15 protein-coding genes and 6 pseudogenes are annotated in these 21,326 nt (G+C 68.5%); 7 read left to right on the top strand and 14 right to left on the bottom strand.

Going from position 1 to position 21,326, the window contains the following annotated elements; genetic code table 11:
• Positions 1–806 precede the first annotated feature (806 nt).
• Positions 807–1,262 (top strand): annotated as a pseudogene (locus ABT288_RS43750) (FUSC family protein); the annotation flags it as partial.
• On the opposite strand, the pseudogene ABT288_RS43745 reads toward ABT288_RS43750, so the two are convergent.
• From ABT288_RS43745 to ABT288_RS43710, 8 genes and pseudogenes are all read right to left on the bottom strand, one after another.
• Positions 1,261–2,059 (bottom strand): annotated as a pseudogene (locus tag ABT288_RS43745) (FUSC family protein); the annotation flags it as partial. The pseudogenes ABT288_RS43750 and ABT288_RS43745 sit on opposite strands and share 2 nt — an antisense overlap.
• Positions 2,060–2,272: 213 nt before the next feature.
• Positions 2,273–3,043, bottom strand: a complete 771-nt coding sequence (locus ABT288_RS43740) for an SDR family NAD(P)-dependent oxidoreductase (RefSeq protein ID WP_351620736.1) — start codon at positions 3,041–3,043, stop codon at positions 2,273–2,275.
• A 97-nt stretch (positions 3,044–3,140) separates the two neighbouring features.
• Positions 3,141–3,317 carry a carboxymuconolactone decarboxylase family protein gene (locus ABT288_RS50420; protein WP_502972980.1) on the bottom strand — a complete coding sequence of 59 codons (177 nt, stop codon included), beginning with the start codon at positions 3,315–3,317 and terminating at the stop codon, positions 3,141–3,143.
• Between the two features lie 26 nt (positions 3,318–3,343).
• Positions 3,344–3,817, bottom strand: a complete 474-nt coding sequence (locus ABT288_RS43730; RefSeq protein ID WP_351620739.1) for a cupin domain-containing protein — start codon at positions 3,815–3,817, stop codon at positions 3,344–3,346.
• A 24-nt stretch (positions 3,818–3,841) separates the two neighbouring features.
• Positions 3,842–4,762: an NADP-dependent oxidoreductase gene (locus tag ABT288_RS43725; protein ID WP_351620734.1), complete on the bottom strand. Its 921-nt coding sequence runs from the start codon at positions 4,760–4,762 to the stop codon at positions 3,842–3,844.
• 176 nt (positions 4,763–4,938) lie between these two features.
• Positions 4,939–5,828 (bottom strand): annotated as a pseudogene (gene sigJ / locus ABT288_RS43720) (RNA polymerase sigma factor SigJ).
• Complete coding sequence (locus ABT288_RS43715; protein WP_351620731.1) at positions 5,821–6,525, bottom strand: hypothetical protein; 705 nt, start codon at positions 6,523–6,525, stop codon at positions 5,821–5,823. The pseudogene sigJ and the gene ABT288_RS43715 overlap by 8 nt, the downstream one beginning before the upstream one ends.
• Positions 6,526–6,726: 201 nt before the next feature.
• Positions 6,727–7,365, bottom strand: a complete 639-nt coding sequence (locus ABT288_RS43710) for an HD domain-containing protein (RefSeq protein WP_351620729.1) — start codon at positions 7,363–7,365, stop codon at positions 6,727–6,729.
• Between the two features lie 137 nt (positions 7,366–7,502).
• Between ABT288_RS43710 and ABT288_RS43705 the strand changes: the two are divergent.
• Positions 7,503–8,476 (top strand): annotated as a pseudogene (locus tag ABT288_RS43705) (GlxA family transcriptional regulator).
• A gap of 685 nt (positions 8,477–9,161) precedes the next feature.
• Here ABT288_RS43705 and ABT288_RS43700 read toward each other — a convergent pair.
• Positions 9,162–9,464 (bottom strand): annotated as a pseudogene (locus ABT288_RS43700) (PP2C family protein-serine/threonine phosphatase); the annotation flags it as partial.
• 147 nt (positions 9,465–9,611) lie between these two features.
• Here ABT288_RS43700 and ABT288_RS43695 point away from each other — a divergent pair.
• Positions 9,612–10,757, top strand: coding sequence for a PP2C family protein-serine/threonine phosphatase (locus ABT288_RS43695; protein ID WP_351620727.1), 1,146 nt, complete (start codon positions 9,612–9,614; stop codon positions 10,755–10,757).
• A gap of 54 nt (positions 10,758–10,811) precedes the next feature.
• On the opposite strand, the gene ABT288_RS43690 is transcribed toward ABT288_RS43695, so the two are convergent.
• On the bottom strand, positions 10,812–12,494 hold the full coding sequence (locus ABT288_RS43690) for an ISAzo13 family transposase (protein ID WP_351620724.1): 1,683 nt from the start codon (positions 12,492–12,494) through the stop codon (positions 10,812–10,814).
• 100 nt (positions 12,495–12,594) lie between these two features.
• Positions 12,595–13,017 carry a hypothetical protein gene (locus ABT288_RS43685; RefSeq protein WP_351620721.1) on the bottom strand — a complete coding sequence of 141 codons (423 nt, stop codon included), beginning with the start codon at positions 13,015–13,017 and terminating at the stop codon, positions 12,595–12,597.
• A gap of 252 nt (positions 13,018–13,269) precedes the next feature.
• Between ABT288_RS43685 and ABT288_RS43680 the strand changes: the two genes are divergently transcribed.
• Positions 13,270–14,058, top strand: coding sequence for a transposase family protein (locus tag ABT288_RS43680; protein WP_351620718.1), 789 nt, complete (start codon positions 13,270–13,272; stop codon positions 14,056–14,058).
• Positions 14,059–14,480: 422 nt separating this feature from the next.
• Here the strand turns inward: ABT288_RS43680 and ABT288_RS43675 are convergent, their stop codons facing one another.
• Both ABT288_RS43675 and ABT288_RS43670 read right to left on the bottom strand, forming a co-directional pair.
• Positions 14,481–15,959, bottom strand: a complete 1,479-nt coding sequence (locus tag ABT288_RS43675) for a dihydrolipoyl dehydrogenase family protein (protein WP_351620715.1) — start codon at positions 15,957–15,959, stop codon at positions 14,481–14,483.
• Between the two features lie 144 nt (positions 15,960–16,103).
• On the bottom strand, positions 16,104–16,607 hold the full coding sequence (locus ABT288_RS43670; protein WP_351620712.1) for a carboxymuconolactone decarboxylase family protein: 504 nt from the start codon (positions 16,605–16,607) through the stop codon (positions 16,104–16,106).
• Positions 16,608–17,275: 668 nt separating this feature from the next.
• Between ABT288_RS43670 and ABT288_RS43665 the strand changes: the two genes are divergently transcribed.
• Positions 17,276–18,025 carry an SDR family NAD(P)-dependent oxidoreductase gene (locus tag ABT288_RS43665; RefSeq protein WP_351620709.1) on the top strand — a complete coding sequence of 250 codons (750 nt, stop codon included), beginning with the start codon at positions 17,276–17,278 and terminating at the stop codon, positions 18,023–18,025.
• A gap of 199 nt (positions 18,026–18,224) precedes the next feature.
• Positions 18,225–19,172 (top strand): LysR family transcriptional regulator, encoded by a 948-nt coding sequence (locus ABT288_RS43660; RefSeq protein ID WP_351620706.1) that lies wholly within the window; start codon positions 18,225–18,227, stop codon positions 19,170–19,172.
• A gap of 35 nt (positions 19,173–19,207) precedes the next feature.
• On the opposite strand, the pseudogene ABT288_RS43655 reads toward ABT288_RS43660, so the two are convergent.
• Positions 19,208–19,905 (bottom strand): annotated as a pseudogene (locus ABT288_RS43655) (SDR family NAD(P)-dependent oxidoreductase).
• Positions 19,906–20,468: 563 nt separating this feature from the next.
• Here ABT288_RS43655 and ABT288_RS43650 point away from each other — a divergent pair.
• Complete coding sequence (locus ABT288_RS43650; protein WP_351620703.1) at positions 20,469–21,233, top strand: SDR family NAD(P)-dependent oxidoreductase; 765 nt, start codon at positions 20,469–20,471, stop codon at positions 21,231–21,233.
• The last annotated feature ends 93 nt before the right edge of the window (positions 21,234–21,326 follow it).

Genomic DNA, 21,326 nt, shown 5'->3' with positions numbered 1-21,326 from the left:
TGGGTGCCCCCCTCCCTCTCCGCCCGCTGTGGGGGGGCGGGGCGCGCCACCGGGGCGGGGCCCCCCCCCCCCCGCACCACTCATCCTGGACCGGGTAGCACGTCCTCGAGTCAGGCAGGTGCGATCACAGCACGGGAGACACCCAATTCTTCTGCAGCCTCCGCCCTCGTGAGGTGGCCGCCGGCGATGGACTGGAGTACCCACTGGGCTTGTTGGTCGCTCAAGGAGCGCTGGTTGCGTGGCACATCTGGACGGTACAAGGGGGCCCTGACAACGCACGCCCGGAATACATGGACTCCTCTCCCAACGAGTGCAATGGAACGCGGACCGCATGAGGCGCCAACCGCATCGTGCGCGCCAGCGCAGCCGATCTCAGACGAAGCCGCACCGGAGCGCTCCGATGCGCTTTGTCGTCTCACGGCTCGGCTCAAAGTCCCGTCAGGACGCACCCCGACGGGGCCTCGCCGTATCACTGGCCTATCACACAGCCATCACCAGCTGGGCGGCTCCTCCCGGACCAGATGGCCCTGACCTGCTATTTTGTGCCCGCGCAGGACCGGCGAAGACGCCCCCGGACGGTCTCTACAACCTGTGCCATGTCGTACCGAGGTCAGCTCTGACCGCCAGTCAGCTCCGCACTCGCTACACAGCCGGACCCGAAGCGGATCAAGCCCATTGAGTACACGCACACCCCTGGCAGACACCGCATGTTCCAGGCCCCTGGCCGACTACCCACTCGGCGAATCGCCATCGCGTAATGGGCGCCGTCACGGAGCACGAGCCTCGTCACCTGTCGCGGTCTGCGTTTCGGCATTTTCTATACGACGGCGGTGTCGTATACGTGGATGATGCTGGCGGTGACGGTAATGGCCGGGCTGTTGTATGGCCTGTTGGGGGTGCTGAATCCGGGGCTGCTTGCTCTGCGTGTGATGGAGACGGGGGTGGGGGCACTCGGCGCGGCGCTCGCGGTGTTGCTGGTACTGCCGGTGACCACGCACGCCACCACTGACGCGTGGATCCAGCGAGCGCTGCACTGTGTCCATGCGTGCACTTCTGAGGCTGCGGCCCGCCTGGCCGGCTCTCCAGCTGCGGATCCGGCCCGGTATGTCGCTGAACTGGAGCTGCTATTGGGCGGGGTGAGGCTGTCGCTGGCGCCGCTGGTGCACCCGTTCACTCCGCTGCGGGCGCGCAAAGCGCGGGCCCGTCAGGTGATCGAGCTGCTGGACCGGTGTGCCCGGGAGGTGCGTGGCCTGGCATCGGTAGTGCCGCGGTGGGAGCACCAGCCCCATCCAGCGGCACAGCGATCACCAGGCCAATGGCGATACCGATCACCGTGCCCAAAACCCTGCGAAAGCCCCCGCACCAGGGTCTCGCCCCGCGAGGTGGTGTTCACGAAAATCCATCACACCGCACCCACAGCCCAATACCAGCGCTCGTGTGACACCAGCTGCCCCACCAACAGAGCGAAAGCGCCGCCCGCCATTCCCTGGACCGCGTGGCGCGTGGTCACCCGGGCAAAACCCGTACCACCCGGCGCCACCACCACAACAGCGGGCGGCGACAGCCGCCGCTCGTAACACCACAGGCCAAAGCGCACCGCTGAGGACGCCAGCAGGGCAAGGGCCACCGCCGCATAAAGCTCCGGCAACTGGCCCGGCACCGCATGCAGGAACTGCGCCGCGAAAAACATCATGAAGGCGAAAGTCCCCAGAGCGTGGCCCCGCGGCCCCCGCCGGCGGGCATACATCCCCGCGCCGAGGACGGCAACAAAGGCTACGTCCCGCACCCACGGGAAATCGTGCAACACCGCCGCGAGAGCCAGCACCGGGAAACCCGCCACCGGCAGCAGTGCCGTCGTGAATGCCTGCCCCCGCACCGACCCATCGGCCACCGTGAACAAGGCGAGCAGCGCGGCAAGCCCACCAGCGATCGCCGCCGGCAGCGACTGCATCGCCAGATCCGACACCGTCACCGCCAGACCGACACCCAGGACACCCCGCGCAGCACTGCGCAACCTCAGCCGCCCCGGATCCGGCGCGACGAACACCCGCTTCAACACGACATCTCCCTGACACCCAAAACGATCAACCCGCAGAACTGACACAGAGTCAGGAAAATCAGCAAAGGGTCAGCATCAGTCCACCCACAGACTGCCGAAGATGCCCACACCCGCACATCAAGCGACGCAAAGAAGACCGTGCCTGATCTGCGAAAACACGCCCCAGGCCCGCTACCCCCGCGACCCGCCCGGTTGACACTACGCAGAACATATTCATATGAGTTCGAGGCCTCCGTCGATCGTGAGAATCTGGCCCGTCAGCCACGTCGCGGTGGGATCTGCGAAGCGGACGAGCCAGGTCGCTACTTCCTTCGGTTGTCCCCTCCTTCCCAGAGGGATCCGGGATGCCTGCTCTTTCTTGACCGCCATCACTTCCGCCTCCGTGAGCCCGCTGACGGACAGAGCCTCGCTCTCGGTCGGACCGGGGGCAATGGCATTCACTCTGATCCCGTCCTTGGCCAACTCGACCGCCCAGGTACGCGTCAGCTGTTCCAGGGCGGCCTTGGTCACCCCGTAGTGGGCACCACCCGGGTGGGGGCGATGGCCGTAGGTGCTGGAGACGTTGACGATCGAGCCCTTGCTGCGGCGCAGGTGAGGCAACGCTGCCTGGGCGAGCATGGTAGGGGCAATGGCGTTGAGGTCGAACAGGTCGGTGATGCGCGAGCGTGTAACCTCGTCGAACGAGACACGCGCAGTCGCGCCAGCGTTGTTCACCACCACGTCAAGCTGCTTCCATCGGTCGATCGCCGTACTGATGATCAGCTCAGGAGCATGCTCCAAGCGAATGTCAGTAGCGAGAGTCGCGATGCCTGGGCGCATGGCGGCAGTCTCGTCCAGGGCCACCTGGCGTCGGCCGACACCGAGGACGTGCGCCCCCGCCTCGGCCATCGCGGCCGCCGTTGCCCGGCCGATCCCGGTACCGGCTCCGGTGACGATGACGATGACGACGCGGTTATGAAGGGGGCGAGTGTGCTGGCATTCCATCAGGGAGTCCTTCACTTGCTGTTCGACTGGCGTCTGTGGCCGCTGCCGGGTACGAGGACGTAGGTCTCTGCCAAGGCGTCTACAGTGGTTGATCACTTCAGAACCACTGCAGGTACTGCGGCAGGCCGCCGGAGCGGATGCCGAGACCGCAGCAGCGCCCCTCGGACCGACCGCCGCTTGCCCGGCGATCCGGTCGGCTCTCGCCCTTCTTGAGGGCGTCGCCGGTGTGCATGCGCAGGCAGAAGACGCAGCCGTTGATCTGGGAGGTGCGGATCCTCAGCAGCTCGCATGCCCCGGGGGCTACGACTTCGAATCGTCGATCTTGAGCTTGGCTCCGGTGTTGGAGACGAAGACGACCAGGAGCTTGGCGGGTTTGGTCCGGCTGGTGTTCTCGGTGAGGACATGGTGGGCGCCCGGCTGCTCGACCCAGTTCTCGCCCTGGTGGTAGGTAGTCGCGGGCTTGCCGGCAAGCTGGCTGCGCACGGTGCCTTCGAGGACGTAGGCGTAGACGAACGCCTGGCCGTGCCGGTGCGGCAGCGCGCTTGCGTTGGGCGGGAAGTCCACGATCGCCGAGGTGAACGTCTTGCCCTTCACATTCGGAAGGGCCTGCTGGAGCAGCGGCTTGAGGGTTTCGGTGGGACGTGTCGATGTCATGGCCGCAGGCGATGCCATGGCCGCGGTCGTGCCCATGGCGTGGGTGGGCTGGTCCGAGGTCGAGCAGGCCGTGGCCGCCGTCAGCGTGGCGACGGCCAGGAAGCCGGTGGCGATTCGCATTCCGATCACGATGGATCTCCTGATTCAGTCTTCCGTGACGCGGATGATCGTCTTGCCCGGGGTGCGCTTGCCGGGGGCGAACGCGGCGGCTGCCTCGGCGAGGGGCCGCACAGCACCGACGACCGGCTTGAGCCGGCCGTCCCTCAGCCGCGTGGCGAGGTCGGCGAGCCGGGCGCGGTCGGGTTCGACGACGAAGAAGACCGCCCGCCCGTCCTTGGGCTGGACCTTGGGCGGCATGACGATGGAGACGAGCGTGCCACCGGCTCGGACGAGGGCGGCCGAGCGGTCGAGGATGTCGCCGCCGATCACGTCGAACACGACGTCGGCCTCGCCGGCGTCCTCCAGCTTCTCGGCCTGCAGGTCGATGAAGGTGTCGACGCCGAGTGCGAGTGCCCTGTCCCTGCCTGAGGCGCGGCCGGTGCCGATGACGCGGGCGCCGGCCTCGCGGGCGAGCTGTACCGCGATCGAGCCGACGCCGCCCGCGGCACCGTGGATCAGGACGGTCTGGCCTGTGGTGAGGCGGCCGTGGTCGAACAGGCCCTGCCAGGCGGTCAGCCCGGAGATGGGCAGTGCGACGGCCACGGTGTGGTCGATGTCCGCCGGCAGCGGGGCGAGGTTGCGGGCCTCCACCGCGGTGTACTCGGCGAGAGTGCCGTCACGGGTCCAGTCGGCCAGGCCGAACACCCGCTGTCCGACACTCAGGCCGGTGGTGCCGTACCCCAGCTCCACGACGACACCGGACAGCTCGTGCCCGGGCACGCTCGGCGTCCGGTCGCGGCCGGCGCGATCGGTCCACGTGGCGGGCCAGTCCAGCTCGCCAGGGGTGAAGCCGGCGGCGTGCACCCGCACGATGACGTCGTTCTCGGCCGCGTGAGGGTAGGGCATGTCCGTCAGGGACATCCCGGCAAGACCAGCGTCACGGTCTCGCACAGTGATGGCTTGCATACAGATCCTTACTGGGAGGGGACCCGAGCGCACAGCGCACTCGCGCGCAGGGCTCGCGGCTGCAGGTGGATGTATGCCGTGCCGCATGATCGATCTCACCTGCTCTGGCGTCTTCCTTCGTCGCCCGTTGTGCGTTCTCATCAGGGAGACGAGGTGACCCCTGCGGGTGTGACAGCTCAGACGCGCGCGAGTTTGTCGGGGTTCATGACCCTGCGGTACGCGGTGATCAGGCCGTCTGTGATCTGGACCGTGTCGACGGAGTAGACCCGGCTTTCCCGGTGGAACACGAGGGCGAGCTCGCCGACGACCTCCGCGAAGTCGATGCGGTCCGGGTGCCACTGGCGTCCCGTACGCATCATGACCTCGGCGACGCGCTCGCCGCCGTGGATGAGCTTGCGTGCCGCCAAGACCTTGCCGCCGCCGTCGGTGACATACACGGCGTCCGGGTGCAGGAGCCTGACCAGGCCGGCCAGGTCCCCGGCCTCGTAGGCGGCGCGGAAGACCGTGAGGACGCGTTCGCGCTCCGCCTTCGACGCCTGCGGCGTGGACTGCTTCGCCTTGGCCACCCGCCGTCGTGCCCGCGAGGCGAGCTGCCGGGCACCCGGCACGGAGACATCCAGCACCTCGGCGATCCGACCGAACGCAAGACCGAAGACATCGTGCAGGACGAAGGCCACCCGCTCCGGCGGGCTCAGCTCCTCCATGATCAGGAGCATCGCCGAACTGACGGACTCGACGACGAGTACCGGCTGCGACGCGTCCGGCCCTGTCAGCAGCGGCTCCGGCAGCCACGGCCCGACATAGGCCTCCCGGCGGAAGCGGGCGCTCTTGAGAATGTCGTACGACCGTCGCGCGGCCACCGTCACCAGCCAGGCCCGCAGATCATTGATGTCTGCAGATCCGCTCCGGCCGCCCGCAGCCACACGTCCTGGGTGACATCCTCGGCATCGGCCACAGTCCCCAGCAGCCGGTAGGCCACTCCGAAGACCGCGGGCCGGTGCCTCTCCCATTCGGCTCCGAGCAGGTCCCCCTGCTCAGACCGTCCGAGCCCGTGCCCGTCACCCATACGGATCGCAACCTCCTCCAGCCTGCGGATGCAGCGTAGCTATTTCGATCTCGGGATCTTCGAAGACAGCTCCGCGGAAGCGCGCCGACCCGCTCCGACAAGGCAGCCGTAAGTCCTGATCAAGCTGCTTCGGGGATGGTGTCGGCGTGGGGCGCGCGGCGCGCTCAGCAGCGGGACGGTTCGCCGAGAGATCCGCTTTCCCGGCCCGTGCGATCGGATCGCCGGTGGGTCTGTGAGCGCGTGCTCGTCCGGCGTGGAGGGCCGCAGCCACGGACAGCGCCCCGACGAAGCCGACGTACAGATAGCCCGTGATCTCCAGCCCCCATGAGGGCGCCGCGAGCCCGGCCGCGAGGGCCGGAAGACTCAACGCCGCATAGCTGATCACGTAGACGGCCGAGAAGACCTCCGACCGCGACTTCGCGGTGGTGACCGCGCTGATGGCGCGGAGGTTGCCGTTGAACGTCAGGCCGACGCCCAGCCCCGCGACGACCGATCCGCCGACGTATCTAACCGGCGACGCAACAGCGATGGCCACCGCCAGTCCGGACGCACCCAGAGTCAGGAGAACCGCCCCCAGCAAGGTTGCGAGCCGTGCCGTATGCCGAACGGACCACACCCCGCCCACGCTGTTGGCCAGAAAAGGCGCCGCGATGCTGCCCGCAGCGCCGGAGCGCACATGCAGGGCATTGCACGACATACACCGCGAAGATCACTGTCAGCATCGTGACCAACAGGCCCCAACGCTCCCGGTAGAGCGGGTAGATCGGTGACGGTGCGCTTGCCGTGGCCATCATCACCACATTGGCGCAGGCCAGCACGGCGAAGGCCGCACCTCGCCCGAGACGACGCCCGTCGCGAGGGCCACTCACACGTCTCATCACGTCTTATGGGGCCTTGATCAGCTCGGCCACGGAGCGCCCATGATGCGCTCGACCGTGGTCGTGCGCTGGAAGCCGGGAATGAAGTGCTCCAGCACATCCGAGTTCACGGTTCCGTTCGTGGTCTCCGGGCGGTGCTTGAGTCCTTCGACGTAGGCCTGCAAAAACTCGTTCTTGAAGTCGCCCCGCGGATGGACGGCGGTGATCTCGTCCACCTGGCTGCGATCCAGTTCGTCCAGGCCCAGGCCGATCACGTCGGTCAGGACCCCCAGATTCGTGATGGCGATCTCCGGGCCCATCCGCCCGGGAATTCCCGGGGTCGTGTGCAGCGCGATCGCCGTCCACACCACGTCGGCGGCCGTGGCCGGGAAGCCGTGGTCGAGCATGAACTTGCGTGCGTGGTCGGCTCCATCGACCTCGAAGCGCTGCTCCACGTCGGAAAACGGCGTCAAGAGGCCGGTGTCGTGAAACATGGCGGACAGGTAGAGAAGCTCCGGGTCGGGCCCCAGGCCTAGCCTGTGAGCATGCAGGGCGCCGAAGACGAAAACGCGCCGGGAGTGGTGGTAGATGAGTGGGCTGGTCATCTCCTGCATGAGGCGGGTGGCCTCGGCGACCGCCGCCGTTTCAGGAATCTCCACCCCCGCGATGATCTCGCTCATGACCTCTGCTCCTTCCGATATCGGTGTGTTACGAATGGACGGTGCGTCCGTCTTCCACACTGCCAACCACCCGGCGTCCGGCGCTCCCTCGGTCCGGCCATGAGTCACCCGAATCCGGACAGGCGGGCAGCGGGGTTGTGGGCTCCTCCACGCACCGGGTCGCGATCCTCGTCCACGACGGGGTCAAACTCCTGGACGTCGTCGGCCCCGCGGAGGTGTTCGGGGAAGCGAACCGGCTCGGTGCCGACTACACGATCGTGCTGGTGTCACCGACCGGTGCCGATGTCACCTCGTCCATCGGGATCCGGATCGCGGTCGACGTCGCCGCCACGGAGCCTGCTCCCGACACGTTCCTGGTGGCCGGCGCAGACCTCTACCCGCGCACACCGGTCCCCCGTGATCTGATCGAGGCCACGCGAACGCTGGCGGGCCGGGCCGACCGGGTCGCGTCCATCTGCACCGGAGCATTCATCCTCGGCGCAGCCGCCTCCTGGACGGAAAGCGCGCGACCACGCACTGGAAGGTCGCGCACGAGCTCGCCGCCCGCTGCCGGGCCAGCCGCGTCGAACCCGACGCGATCTACGTCCGTGACGGAACCACCTACACCTCGGCGGGCGTGACCGCCGGAATCGACCTGGCACTGGCACTCGTCGAGGAGGATCACGGCCCTGATCTCACCCGCGACGTCGCCCGCGCCCTGGTGGTCTATTTGCAGCGTTCGGGCGGCCAGTCGCAGTTCTCCGCCCCACTGCAAGGACCGCCGCCCCGGTCTCCGGCCCTCCGTAAAATCACCGACTTGATCACGGCGAATCCCGGGGGAAACCACTCACTCGGCGAACTCGCCAAGCACCTCAATGTGAGCCCTCGGCATCTCCCTCGGCTCTTCCACGACGAGCTGTCCACGACGCCGGCCCGATACGTGGAGATGATCCGGTTCGACATGGCGAAAGCTCTCCTCGACCAAGGGCATACCGCAACGCAGACGGCATCCCTTGCCGGATTCCCGAATTAAGAGAGCATGCGGAGAGTTTTCGTGAGGGAATTGTCGCTCAGCCCCGCCGCCTATCAGCGACGCTTCAGCACAGCGCGCCGAGCCGACGAGGGGCAGTAAGACGAAGCTGTCACTGCACGGACACCGAAGCGTTACAGACGGTTGCGCTGCCCGTGTGCGACTTTGTTCCACGACGGGTTCGTCCACAACATCCGCGACACCTCGCGACCGCACAGCCCTCCAAGGCGGGCTCAGCGAGTACGAACTGGCCTGCTCACCAGAGCCCGCCCCGCGGGCCGACCTCGACCTGCCCGACCTCTCTGGCCACCAACCTCTGCGCCATCGGAGCCATGGCACCAGACCGCATCGCCGTACGCCTCGAAGCTGCACGAGCAAGCGCGCGGCATGCGTCGGCGCGGCGCCAAGGACCACGTTACCGAGAGGTGCGGAACGCGCCGGTCGCGCATCATCGTCCGTCTGGGGACCGCCGCGGCCACTCTCGCCGACGTAGGGACTGTACCCGTCCGGCACCACGGACCTCGCCGAGGCCGGGCGACATCATCCCATCAGGATCTTGTTCGAATCCCGAGCCCGCTGAGCGGTATGCATACGACCTCTCAGACACCTGGGCGGGTCGCCTGTGTGACCTCCAGCGATAGGAGGCCAGAGAGGCCGGGAAGTGCGCTGGTGGACGGTCGGCGCTCATTGGCCATTTTGCTCAGAGATAGTTGGCCATCGCGGCCCTGACTTCGATGTGGCGCGTTGGCGGGGTTCGCCACCTATTGCGCTCAGCTGGCGGTGCGGGTCATAGACGGACAACGATCAGGGCGATGTCGTCGCGGGCGCCGCTGCTGCCGCCGAGGTGCGCGAGCAGGGCGTCGGCGAGGTGTTCGGGGCTGTGGCGGGCATAGCGGGCAAGCGCGTCAGTGAGGCGTTGGACGCCGGCGTCGATGTCCTCGCCGCGGCGTTCGATGAGGCCGTCGCTGTAGAGCACGAAGGGATCGCCGGGAGTGAAGGTCAGGTCGGCCTGTGGGCGGGGGACGTGTTTGGGGCGGGCGCCCAGCGGAGGGTCGGTGGCCTGATTGAGCAAGTCGCAGGTGCCGGCTGGTGCGCCGGCAGGCTGTTCGACGCCCGGCATACAGCGCACCTCCGATCTGTTCACAAAGGTGAGGGATGTGCCGGTCGGCCCCCTCCCCCGCGAGGGCGTCTGTCGCGCACCGCGGCCACTCACCAGGCCGGCATGATGGGAGCAGGAATGAGCGTTGCGGCCACCACGACATCCGTGACCAGGGTCCTCAAGGCCTGGAGCCGGGCGGCGCTGCACCCGCTCTTCCTGGTCGTCCCCCTGGCCCTGATCGTCTCCATCCCGGCGGCCGACGCGTTCCTGCCTCCGGACATCCACCTCGCCCACCTCCTGGTCGTCGCCACGGCGGTGACCGCCATGGGCGCGGGCCCGCGCCCCACGGCCCTGATCGGTGGCCTCGCGATACTCGCGCTGATCGCCGCGGGGGCGGAGCGGCGGACCCTGGGCACCGAGAGTGTGCTGGTCGAACTCGCTTCGCTCACCGTGCTCTCCGCCCTGCTGTTCGCCTTCACCCACCTGCGGGACCGGCACCAACGGGAACTGAGCAGGGCGCGCACCGTTTCCGACACCGCACAGCGGGTCGTCATGCGCCCGCTCCCCCGGCGGGCCGGGCCGGTGTCCCTCGCCGCGGAGTACCAAAGCGCCGAGGCCGACACCTACATAGGCGGCGACCTCTACGCCGCGGCTCGTACCTCCGACTCCACCCGACTGATCATGGGAGACGTCCGGGGCAAGGGCCTCGCCTCGATCAGCGACACGGCGATCGTGCTGGGTGCCTTCCGCGCCGCGGCCCATCGGCGGATCCCGCTGACGGAGCTGGTCGCCTACCTCGAGGACGCCGTCCGCTGGGGCCTCGCGGAGTTCTCGGAATGCGAGCCCGACGCCGCCGAACGTTTCGTGACCGCCGTGGTGCTCGACATCCCGGACGACGAGCCGGTGGTGCACATGATCAGCTGCGGCCATCCGCCGCCCCTGCTGCTGCGCCGGGCGACCGGGACCGTCACTGCGCTCCAGGTCAGCGAACCCGCCCCGCCGCTCGGCCTCGGCGCCATGTCCGACGACACGTATACGGCGGCGACCTTCCCCTTCCACGAGGGGGACAGGATCCTGCTCTACACCGACGGCGTCACCGAGACCCGCGACGGCGCGGGCACCTTCTACCCGCTCGCCGAACGCCTCGCGAGGTGGGTCGACCACGCCCCCGGGCCGCTCCTGAAGCAGATCACCGCGGACCTGCGGGCCTATGCGGGCGGTCTACTCGACGACGACATGGCCATGATGATCGCCCAGCGCGGCCAGGCACCGGCGGCCGCCTGAGCGGAGTCGAGAACACTGCTGGGCCGGCGCCCCCGGACTTAGGGCTTGCGGGAATCAACACGTCGATTTGATCTTGGTTTTGTTGGGGTCGAGGAACCTGGCGACGTCTTCCCGTGTGCGGAAACGGGCTGTTGAGGCTGGGAGATGAACACCATGGGCTTCCAGAAGCGGGCGGACGTCTTTCACTGCGCGGCTGATGGTCATGGCGGTGGTGTTGAAGAGCTGGCCCAGGAGGTCGATGGTCGCGAGTTTTCGCAGGTGGAGCACGGTGACCAGGACCCGGTCGGCTGAGGTGAGCTTGGCTTTGGCACCTGCGCCAGGGGCCACCAGGCGCTCGTGGCCTCGACGTGTGCGGAGCACTTGCTCGCGTTGAACCTCCATCGCTGGAGTCAACGAGTCGATGAGCTCGTTGAGCTGCCGGCGGGTCATCCCGGTCAGTTCCGGGTCCTGGAGCGAACACCGCGTGAGGCGAGTCGGTCTGTCCGCCAGGGCCTCGTCCGGCGTGCTGCCGGTGGTCGTCGCGTCCATCGGACGCTGGGGGCGGAGGGTGTAGTTCCAGTCGCCGTGGAAGCGATGGCGAGTGATGGGCAGGGCGGCGATCTCGTCGTCGCTGACGCGGATGCCGGTGGGGTACTCACCGCTGTCGAGTTCGGCATGGACGGTGAGACCAGTGCGGCTGGTGGTCGCGGCGATGGTTTGGAGCATGACTTCATGGCTGGTCAGGGGTCTGCCACGCCAGTTCATGGTGATGTGGGAGAACAGCCGGTGCTCGATCTTGTTCCACTTCGAGGTGCCGGGCTGAAGATGACACACCGTGATCTCAAGGCCGGTCTCGGCAGCGAGGTCGGCGAGCTGGGTCTTCCAGCCGCGGGTGCGGTAGCCGTTGGAGCCCCCGCCGTCGGCGGTGATCAGCAGCCGGCGGGCGCGGGGGTAGTCGTGCCGGCCGCGGGCCTGCCACCAGCGCCGGATCGAGGCGACGGCGAACGCCGCGGTGTCGTGATCGGTGCCGATGCTGACCCAGCCGGTGTTCGCCGCCATGTCGTAGATTCCGTACGGAATCGCTTTCTCGGCCTGGCCGGGGAAGTCGTGCGCCTTGACCCTCACGGGCTGCCCTGCAGGCCGCCATTCGTGCCCGGCGTTCTTGTAGTCGCCGATCAGCTCCTTCTTCTTGCTGTCCACGCTGATCACCGGGTCACCGGCGTCCCTGTGGTCTCGTGCCTGCTCATTGAGGTAGCGGAACTGGGCGTCCCTGTCAGGGTGCTGAGCACCTTCGATGGTCTTGGCGTTGGCCTGCAGACTGAAGCCTTCCTCCCGCAGCAGGCCGGCGACCGTGTCGGCGGAGACCCGGTGGCCCTGCCGGGTCAGCTCCGCTGCCAGCTTCCGAGTCGACTTCGTCGTCCACCGCAGCGGCGACATCGGGTCGCCACGCTCGTCGGGCTCGACCAGCGCAAGTAGCGCCGGCCGCAGCCCCGGATCAAGGTCCACAGTCTTCTTCCGGCCCCCACCGGGACGACGGATCCGCCCCAACAGAGCCTGACCAGACTCCAGTTCAGCCGCTCCGCGCGAGACCGTGCCCTCCCGAACCCCGGCCGCGGCAGCGACGAGCCTGATCCCACCATGCCCCAGCGACAGCGCTTCCGCCCCTATGGCCAGCCGACGCTGACGCTCGTCCAGATGCGGCAACAACACCTGGAACTTCGCAGCCAGAACGGCCTCGATCCCCTCCGGTCTCCCCATACCAGAACTACGAGTCCCACAGCTGGAAGCCACGACTTGTTTCCCGGCAAGCCCTAAGTCGAGAGGTGGTGGCGGCGCACACTGCGGGCCGGTGGTGCCGTCAGCCCTCGTTGAGCTCCGCGGCCCGCTCCTCACCGGAGCGAGACCACTGGTCAGACCACAAGGTGGCCATGCGGTGGGCCGCGCGTTCGTCGGCGATCTGCTCAGCGGAGGGCACGTACCAGTCGAGTCGGGTGAGGGTCGTCAGCAGACCTGCCACGTAGGGGCTTATGTCCATGTCCGTGAAGGGGGAAGACACATCGACTTCGGTGTACGCCGCTAGCTTGACCTCGGGATTGTCATAGGTGCCCGCTGCCGTCAGGCGGAGGCCGAAACCGAGCCCGCGGCCGAAGTGCGCCGGCCGGTCATTCCATTCGCATTCCGTGAACGTCAGGTTCAGCGCTCGCCCGATGCGGGCCGCGGCCTGACCCATGGCCTCGCCGGTGGCAGCGCGCACGTCGGCATGGAGCCGTTGCTGGTCCATTCGAGCCTCCCTCCTTACCGGGTCTTCGTCCGTGACGTGAGAACGGCCGCGCGGGTTGAGGGGGTTGTGACGCAAGCTTCGGCCCGAGTGGCCTTATCCCATCCTGCCCCAACCGGGATCTCCCAGGAGCATCTTGGCGAACTTGTCGCCGCACTTGCCCCGGCGTGGCAGTCAGTACAGGAGTCCGCGCTGCGGAAACGCCGGGGTGCTGAGCGTCGGCGCGAGGCCGGTGCCGGGCCGAAGCATCGGCTGGTGTTCGTTGACCGGGTGCTGGTCACGCTGGTGCATCTGCGTCACGGGCTGCCGCATGCGGCTCTGGCGGTGCTGTTCGGTGTGGATCGCTCGACGGTGTCCGGGGCGATCCGGCAGGTCCGTCCTCTGCTTGCCGCTCGCGGATGTGCGGTGCCGGACCGGCCCGGGATCCGGCTGCGTACCTTGGAGGACGTGTTCGCCTACGCCGAGGCCGAAGGCGTCGAGGTACGCCTTGACGGCACCGACGTGCAGGTCCGCCGCCCAAAGGTCGGACGGCCGGGCCGCAAGGCGTTCGTTTCCGGCAAGCGGAGACAGAACACGATCAAGACCCCGACGTTCAGCGACGAACAAGGACGACTTGTGTTCTCCGGTGTGCCCCGGCCCGGGCGGATGCCCGACCAGACCGCAGTTCGGACCGAGGGCATCGCCGAGCAGCTACGCTGCCGCCCCGGCGTCAAAGCCCACGTCGACGAGGGCTACCGGGGCCTGGCCAACGAGTTCCCCAACCAGGTCACCGCACCGCCGCGCAAGGTCAAGGACGACGCGCCGATCGGCGAGCAACACGCCTGGCGCCATGCTCGACGCAGCCAGTCCTCGGCGCGGATCTGCGTGAACACACCAACGCCGAGCTCAAGCAATGGCAGCTGCTGCGCCGGTACACCGGTCGCCACGACGACTTCGCCGAGACCCAGGCCGCCATCGCCGGCCTGGTCTCCGACCGGTCAGCCCGCCGCCCAACACGCCGCCCGGCGAGCAAGGAACTTGTCCCACTCGCCGACAGCCACATGAAGGCCCGCTGATCACCCGAGAGCGGAAAGCTCAAACGAGCCTGCCCGAAGAGCTATCGCTCCCAAGCCGCAATGGTCTCGACCGGCCGGTTGCGCGGGTTTGAGTCCTTGGAGGAGCGTCTCCTGCTGCTCGCGTTGGACTTCGTACGCGTGTAAGACGTGCTGTCGCAACCGTTCGAGTTGGGCTTCGAGAGTGTTCACGGCCGCGAGTACCGGGGTTCGCCGCGCTTCAACACCCTGTACTACGCCTTGGCAGGGCACGCCGATCTCCTACTCGGCCGGTCGTCCAGTTGGCAGATGGCCGGGTGCACCTCGTCGCCGTCGGCGTTCGGTCAGTGGCTCTCGCTAGCCGTGGATCACCAAGCACGGTCAGCCCAGGCGAGAGGCCCCGCGCAGAGGGCCTCTCGGCCTGCGGCGGTGGCATCACGCGGGGGCGGTCTCCGGCGTTTTCTGGTCTCGCTGGTAGGCGGTGAGGAGGAAGAGCCAGATCTCGCTGACGGTCGGGAAGCAGGCGATCGCGTGCCTGAGCCGCTTGAGCGGGACCTCGCCGGCGACCGCGATGGTGGCTGAGTGCAGGAGCTCACTGACGCCCGGGCCGACGAAGGTCACTCCGAGCAGAATCTCCCGGTCGACGTCGACGACCAGCCGGGCGTGGCCGCGGTAGCCGTCCGCGTAGAGGTTGGCGCCCTGGGCAGCGTTGAAGTCGAGGTCGATGGTCTTGATCCGGTGGCCTGCCTGCTCAGCCTGCTCGGCGGTCAGGCCCACCGCGGCTGCTTCGGGGTCGGTGAAGAATACCTGCGGTACGGCGTGCTGGTCGGCGGTGGTGGCGTGGTCACCCCACGGGGCGTCGTCCACCGGCCGGCCGGCAGCACGTGCGGCGATCGCGTCGCCTGCGGTCCGGGCCTGGTACTTGCCCTGGTGGGTGAGCAGGGCGCGGTGGTTGACGTCGCCGAGCGCGTAGAGCCAGTCGCCGTCGACGCCGTTGACCAGGCAGGTGGTGTCCACGTCCAGCCAGGAGCCGGGGATGAGGCCGATGGTGTCCAGGCCGATGTCGCCGGTGGCGGGTGTGCGGCCGGTGGCGAACAGCACCTCGTCGGCCTCCAGCTCGCTGCCGTCGTCGAGGGTGAGGGTGACCGGTCCCTCGGGGTCAGGGCGGCGCAGAGCGGACACCTGTACGCCGATCCGTACGTCCACGCCCGACTCGCTCAGTCCCTGGGCGACCAGCTCGCCGGCAAAGGGCTCCAGGCGGGGGATCAGGCGACGGCGGGCGAGCAGGGTGACCTGGGAGCCGAGGCCCTGCCAGAGAGTGGCCATCTCGACGCCGACTCCGCCGCCGCCGACGACGACGAGCCGGGCGGGCACGGTGCTGGAGTCGGTGCCGTGCCGGTTGGTCCAGGGCCGGGCCTCTTCGATGCCCGGGATGCCGGGGAGATTCGGTCGGCTGCCCGTGGCGATGGCCACCGCGCTCCGGGCGGTAAGGGTCTGGCGTGTGGCGTCGTCACGGGTGACGGTGACCTGGCGTGGGCCGTCGAGACGGCCGTGACCGCGGAAGAGGTCGGCGCCGATGGACTTGAGGAAAAGGGCCTGACCGGAGTCGTCCCAGTCGGTGACGTAGCGGTTGCGGCGGGCGAAGACGCCGTCGGTGTCGAGACGGCCGGTGACGGCCTGCCGGGCGCCGTCCACGCGCCGCGCGTCGGCGACCGCGATGACCGGCCGCAGCAGCGCCTTGCTGGGCACGCAGGCCCAATAGGAGCACTCGCCGCCGACGAGTTCCCGTTCCACGACGGCTACGGACAGGCCGGCGGCACGGGCACGGTCGGCGACGTTTTGGCCGACCGGACCGGCGCCCAGCACGATCACGTCGTAGGCGGTGGCTTCCTGGTTTCCGCGCGGTTCGCTCATTTCTTTCCTCACATCACGATCGGTGCTGATCTCGAGCTATTCCCCGGGATTGCCTGACGACGGTCGGTGCCGCGTCGGTCGAACTGGTCTTCACACTCCCCGTCGGGGCCCCGGGGAGGGGGGTCCGGGCGGGGGACGTGGTGATCAGTTGTGAGTACACGGGGTGACGACCGGCCATGCGTTGTCGGTGTCGGCGAGGAGGTTGAAGTAGTTGGTGAGGAGGTTCAGCCCCAGATTGCCCGTGACCTCGGCCATTTCGGCGTCGGCGACGCCGGCGGCCCGGCGCGCCTTCAGCTGCCTCTCGTCGGTGCTGCCGTGGCCGCGGGCGATGGTGTCGGAGAGGGCGAGCGGTGCGGCGATGTGCGGGCCGGACTCGGCGTCGCGGGCCCGCTCCAGTTCCTCGGCGTCGACCTCTGCGACGTGCGCCCCTATGCAGGTGTGGGCGGACAGGCAGTACTCGCAATTGTTGTACTGGGCGGTGGCGATCGCCAGCCGTTCACGGACGGGAGCGGGGATCACACCCTCGCTCAGTGCCCCGGACAGCGCCAGCCAGCCTTTCACCAGCGCCGGACTGTTGGCCATGACCTTGGCCAGGTTCGGGACGGAGCCGGGGGTTGCGGACCTGGGCGAGAGCTTCGGCGGCAGCACCGGTCACCTGGGGCTGGATCTGAGGCAGCCGTGACATGGGGTACCTCCATGGGGTGGGACACCCAGGTGGTTTCCCGGGCTTGAACGGATCGCAGGCGGGCGGCCCATTTCGCCGCCCGCACGAGCCGGAAGGGCAGCCGCGCGCTGTACGGATCATGTAACCCCGAGGTGCGCACAGTTCCTCTCCCGCGGCCATACGCCTCACGAAGAGCCGCCATAAGCACCGCTTCTGACCGGCACCCCGGCCACCGGGAGCGTGTGCGGCGCTGTGAACGGCGCAGCGGGCTCCGGAGGAGATGGGGGCCTCGGATACGGCTGCGCCCCCGTCCCGATCTCCGCACGGCGCAGGCTTTGGGACTCGCGTCACCTCACGGAGGAGGCGGGGCACCAGAACACGGACCACCCGTGCTCCCGGTCAACCCTCATGTTCCGGACGCCGTGTGGGTGGAGAATTCGACACTTTCCGCGCCAAATGAAGGTACTGCTTATGGCGGTCAAAAGTAGGGGCGATCGCAGCCGGAAATTTCGCGAAGAGGTCAGCAATTAGAAATGCTGGACTGCTCTGCGGGTCAGCTTGCCGGAAACCGGACGGCGCCTGAGAGCAGGCGCGAAATATTTCGTACCCAATGGCTGCCGGGCCGTACCGGTCCTGCGGAAAGGTGCTTCTCATGCAGTTCGAGAATCAGACCGCTCTCGTGACCGGCAGCACGTCCGGCATCGGTCGCGAGACGGCTCTCCTCCTGGCCCAGGAGGGCACGTCCGTCATTGTCTCCGGCCGCAATGCCGACAAGGGCGCTCAGACCGTCGCGGCCATTGAGGCCGCTGGTGGCAAGGCCAGGTTCATCGCCGCAGACCTGAGCGATCTGGATTCGGTCCGACACCTGGCCGACGAGGCCGGTGAGGTGGACATCCTGGTCAACAATGCCGGTGCCTACCCCTTCGCCCCCACCCTCGAGCAGGGCCTGGACACCTTCGAGACCCTGCTCGACACCAACGTACGCGGCACGTACTTCCTCACCCAGGCACTGGCGGCGAAGATGGCGGCCAAGGGTTCCGGCAGCGTCGTCAGCGTCACCACTGTCGCCGGTCTGACCGGCATGGCCGGCACATCCGTCTACGGCGCCTCGAAGGCAGCCGTGGACTCCTTCACCCGCGCCTGGGCCGTCGAGTTCGGCAAGCGTGGAGTGCGCTTCAACGCCGTCGCCCCTGGCCACACGAACACCGACAACGTGGCGGACATGGTCGGCCAGGAGGACTTCGAAGCGCTGGGAGCGAAGGTGCCATTGGGACGCCTTGGTGCGGCACGCGAGATCGCCGAAGCCATCGTCTTCCTCGCCTCGCCCCGCGCCGCCTACATCACCGGCGTCACCCTCCCCGTGGACGGCGGCTTCATGGCCCTGGGCCCAACCGATCAGTAAGTGGCGTAAGGCCGCGAAGCCGTGGCGCGGCGCTGGGATCAGCAGCCGCTTGCAGCCTTGTGGCAGGCCTCGGCAGCATTGCGCAGCTCCTGCCCCGCCCCGTGCACGATGCATGGCGGTCTGCCGTTCTCACCGTCGTCGGTACGGGCAGCGGCCGTAGCCCTCCGCTACCGGACGTTATGGGCGCTATAGGCCAAGGTTGTGGCCGGTCGTGGATCCGGCGTTTTCGGCGTGGTGCGATGGGGGCATGGAGTTGCGGGAGTTGCATGCCTTTGTGGCAGTGGTCGAGGAGGGTGGCTTCTCGGCTGCGGCCCGACGGTTGCATGTCAGCCAGCCGGCGCTGTCCCAGACGGTCGGTGGTCTGGAGCGGGAGCTGCGGGTGAAGCTGCTGGTGCGCAGCAGCATCGGTGTTCGGCCCACGGACGCGGGCGTCGCCCTCCTCGGGGAGGCACGTGCGCTGCTGGCCCGGCGTGATCAGGTGGTGCGGACGATGGCCCGGTACGCCGGTGGGGGCGGCGGCGTGCTGCGGATCGGCATTCCGCTGGAGTTCCCCTCGCGGCTGCTGAGTCCCGCGCTCAGCGAGCTGGCCGAGGACTGCCCCGACACCCGGGTTCAGGCCCGCCATCTGTCCACGTCCGGGCAGTTGGCCGCGCTTCACGCTGGCGAACTGGACCTGGGACTGCTGCGGGAGCGCCCCACCGGTCAGGAGTTCGACGCGATGCTGGTCAACAGGGAACGGCTGGGTGTCTTGCTGGCCGCGGACCAGGCGGCGGAGCTGTCCGGGCCGGAGGGGATCGCGCTGGATGCGCTGGCCCGGCTGGAATGGGTGGCTTTCCCGCGCTCGGACAGCCCTGCCTGGTATGACGAGCTGACGGCGATCCTGCGCACCCACGGCCTCGACCTTGGTACCCAGGCGCCGGAGGGTCAGCGGCTGATCGCCGAGGTGAAACTGGCGGCCGTCAGCGCCGGGCGAGCCTTCGCGCTGGCCCCGCCGGACTGGTCGCAGCCCATTCCCGAGAGCGTGGCGTGGCAGCCGCTGCTCGGGCACCCTCTCATCCGCCGGACATGGGCGGTGTGGCCGGCGGATTCGAGGCGGCAGGATCTGGGACGCTTGATCGCCGCGTTCGAACAGCCGACCACCGACTGATCTCCGTAGCGAGGCGGCTGGGCGATGCGTTGAGGTCAGACGGCGGTGCGTCCGCCGTCGACGGGCAGGACCGCCCCCTGCACAAAGCTGCTCGCCGCGTCGTCGGCGAGGTACACGATCGCGGCCGCGATCTCTGCGGCGGATGCCGGCCGTCCGGCGGGCGCCTGCGCGGCCCGGGTGGACCGACCTGTACGGCGTTGACCCGCACTCCCTGTGGGCCGTACTCGGCTGCCCATGCCTTCGTCAGGAGGTTCACTGCTGCCTTGCTCGACCCGTACAACGCCATGCCCGAGAACCCGAGCGCGGCCGCGATGGTGCTGACGTTGACGATCGCTCCGCCGCCCCGGTCGGCCATGGCGGCGGCGAGTTCGGCCACGAGGTAGAACGGGGCCTTGACGTTGAGTGCGTACACCGCGTCGAAGAGGCTTTCCTCCGTGTCCTTGGTCGGCCCGAAGGGGTAGACGCCCATGTTGTTGACCAGGACGTCGACCCGGCCGCCGCCCAGCCCCAGGGCGTCGTGCGCCAGCCGTCGCACCGCCTGGGCGTCGCGCAGATCGGCACTCACGAAGTCCGCCTTCCCGCCGTGCTCCCGGATCGCGCCTACGACGCTCTCGCCGCGGACGGGATCGCGGCCGGCCACCAGCACGTACGCGCCGCGCTCGGCCAGCGCCTGCGCTGTGGCAACGCCGATGCCGCTGGTCGCCCCGGTCACGAGCGCGACCTTCCCCTGCATGGATGCAGACGTCGTGGCCGATTCCTTCCGTTGATGACGAGATACGTGATCGGCGTACGGACGGGAACACGGCCGCTGCGTCGGGAATCACGCCACACCCTCGGGAACGCACCGCCCGCTCAGAGCGGCGCAGTAGGTACGGCCGCCGCACATCCACAGCATCACCAGCAACGGGGCCCCGCAGCCGTTCCGGGCCAGGGCACCGGCCGGGAACGCCGGGGCTGTTGTGCAGTCAGCTGAATGGAGTATCTGCCGACAGATTCTCCAGACGGCAGACGACAGATTCTCCAGACGGCAGACGGCAGACGGCAGACGGCAGACGGCAGACGGCAGACGGCAGACGGCAGACGGCAGACGGCAGACGGCAGACGGCAGACGGCGAGCCTATACCGGTTATCGCGACGGCCTATGGCTTTCATGGAATCCCGTCGGAGAAGCGAACGCTGTAACCGCTCGGCACCCAATGCCGGGGCCTGGCACCTGGCCGGAAAAGTCGGCACCGATTTCGAAGCCGGGTCCGCATCTGGCATGTAGCGAATTCCTAGACGGAGTGGAACAGAACCATGGGAATGTTGGACGGCAAGGTTGCTCTGATCACCGGGGGAACGTCCGGGATCGGCCGGGTCAGCGCACGCCTGTTCGCACAGGAGGGTGCGAAGGTGGCGATCACCGGGCGCCGGGAGGATGCAGGCCGGGACGTGGTCGAGGAGATCACGAGGGACGGTGGCGAGGCGCTGTTCGTCAAGGCTGACGCCACGGACTTCGGCGGCGCGCGGGCAGTGGTGCAGCAGGTCGTCGACTACTTCGGCCGCCTCGACGTGGCCTTCAACAACGCGGGCACCGCCGCGGTCGGCCCGTTGACCGAGCTGGACGAGAAGGCTTGGGACCACCTGATGGACGGCAATCTGAAGGGCACGTTCTTCTACCTGCAAGCCGAGGCCGATCAGATGAAGCGCCAGGGCGAGGGCGGGGCGATCGTCGTCAACGGATCGGTGTTCGCCGAACTCGGCACCGCGGGCATCTCCATCTACAGCGCCAGCAAGGGCGGCGTCGCCGCACTCGCCCGCGCGGCGGCGGTGGAGCTCGGGCCCGACGCGATCCGGGTCAACACCGTGAACCCGACCATCATCCGCACACCGCTGACCGAGGGCGGCATCACGAAGAAGGAGGACGGCTCCGAGTACCACCCGCACGGGGAGAACATCCCCCTCGGCCGCGTCGGCGAGGCGGACGAGGTCGCCCAGGTGGCTCTCTTCCTCCTGTCCGACCGGGCCTCCTTCGTCACCGGACAGTCGGTCATGGTGGACGGCGGACAGAGCGTCAACTGATCCGACGGGGCAAGCCCCCCCCCGCACTGGTCTGAAGGGACCGGGCCCGGAGGCGCGGCGGGAGTGAAACCCACCAAACCGCCCCCGCGCCCC

This window comes from Streptomyces sp. NPDC001093 (assembly GCF_040298985.1).
Lineage (GTDB): Bacteria > Actinomycetota > Actinomycetes > Streptomycetales > Streptomycetaceae > Streptomyces.
This window is presented reverse-complemented; position numbering and strand designations above follow the sequence as displayed.

What these genes read in the sequence shown, in the direction of transcription:
- ABT288_RS43685 (WP_351620721.1), bottom strand. Translation starts at nt 13,017, where the DNA reads ATGGACCAGCAACGGCTCCATGCCGACGTGCGCGCTGCCACCGGCGAG.
- ABT288_RS43690 (WP_351620724.1), bottom strand. Translation starts at nt 12,494, where the DNA reads ATGGGGAGACCGGAGGGGATCGAGGCCGTTCTGGCTGCGAAGTTCCAG.
- ABT288_RS43675 (WP_351620715.1), bottom strand. Translation starts at nt 15,959, where the DNA reads ATGAGCGAACCGCGCGGAAACCAGGAAGCCACCGCCTACGACGTGATC.
- ABT288_RS43650 (WP_351620703.1), top strand. Translation starts at nt 20,469, where the DNA reads ATGGGAATGTTGGACGGCAAGGTTGCTCTGATCACCGGGGGAACGTCC.
- ABT288_RS43710 (WP_351620729.1), bottom strand. Translation starts at nt 7,365, where the DNA reads ATGAGCGAGATCATCGCGGGGGTGGAGATTCCTGAAACGGCGGCGGTC.
- ABT288_RS43740 (WP_351620736.1), bottom strand. Translation starts at nt 3,043, where the DNA reads ATGGAATGCCAGCACACTCGCCCCCTTCATAACCGCGTCGTCATCGTC.
- ABT288_RS43725 (WP_351620734.1), bottom strand. Translation starts at nt 4,762, where the DNA reads ATGCAAGCCATCACTGTGCGAGACCGTGACGCTGGTCTTGCCGGGATG.
- ABT288_RS43695 (WP_351620727.1), top strand. Translation starts at nt 9,612, where the DNA reads ATGAGCGTTGCGGCCACCACGACATCCGTGACCAGGGTCCTCAAGGCC.
- ABT288_RS43715 (WP_351620731.1), bottom strand. Translation starts at nt 6,525, where the DNA reads ATGTCGTGCAATGCCCTGCATGTGCGCTCCGGCGCTGCGGGCAGCATC.
- ABT288_RS43665 (WP_351620709.1), top strand. Translation starts at nt 17,276, where the DNA reads ATGCAGTTCGAGAATCAGACCGCTCTCGTGACCGGCAGCACGTCCGGC.
- ABT288_RS43730 (WP_351620739.1), bottom strand. Translation starts at nt 3,817, where the DNA reads ATGCGAATCGCCACCGGCTTCCTGGCCGTCGCCACGCTGACGGCGGCC.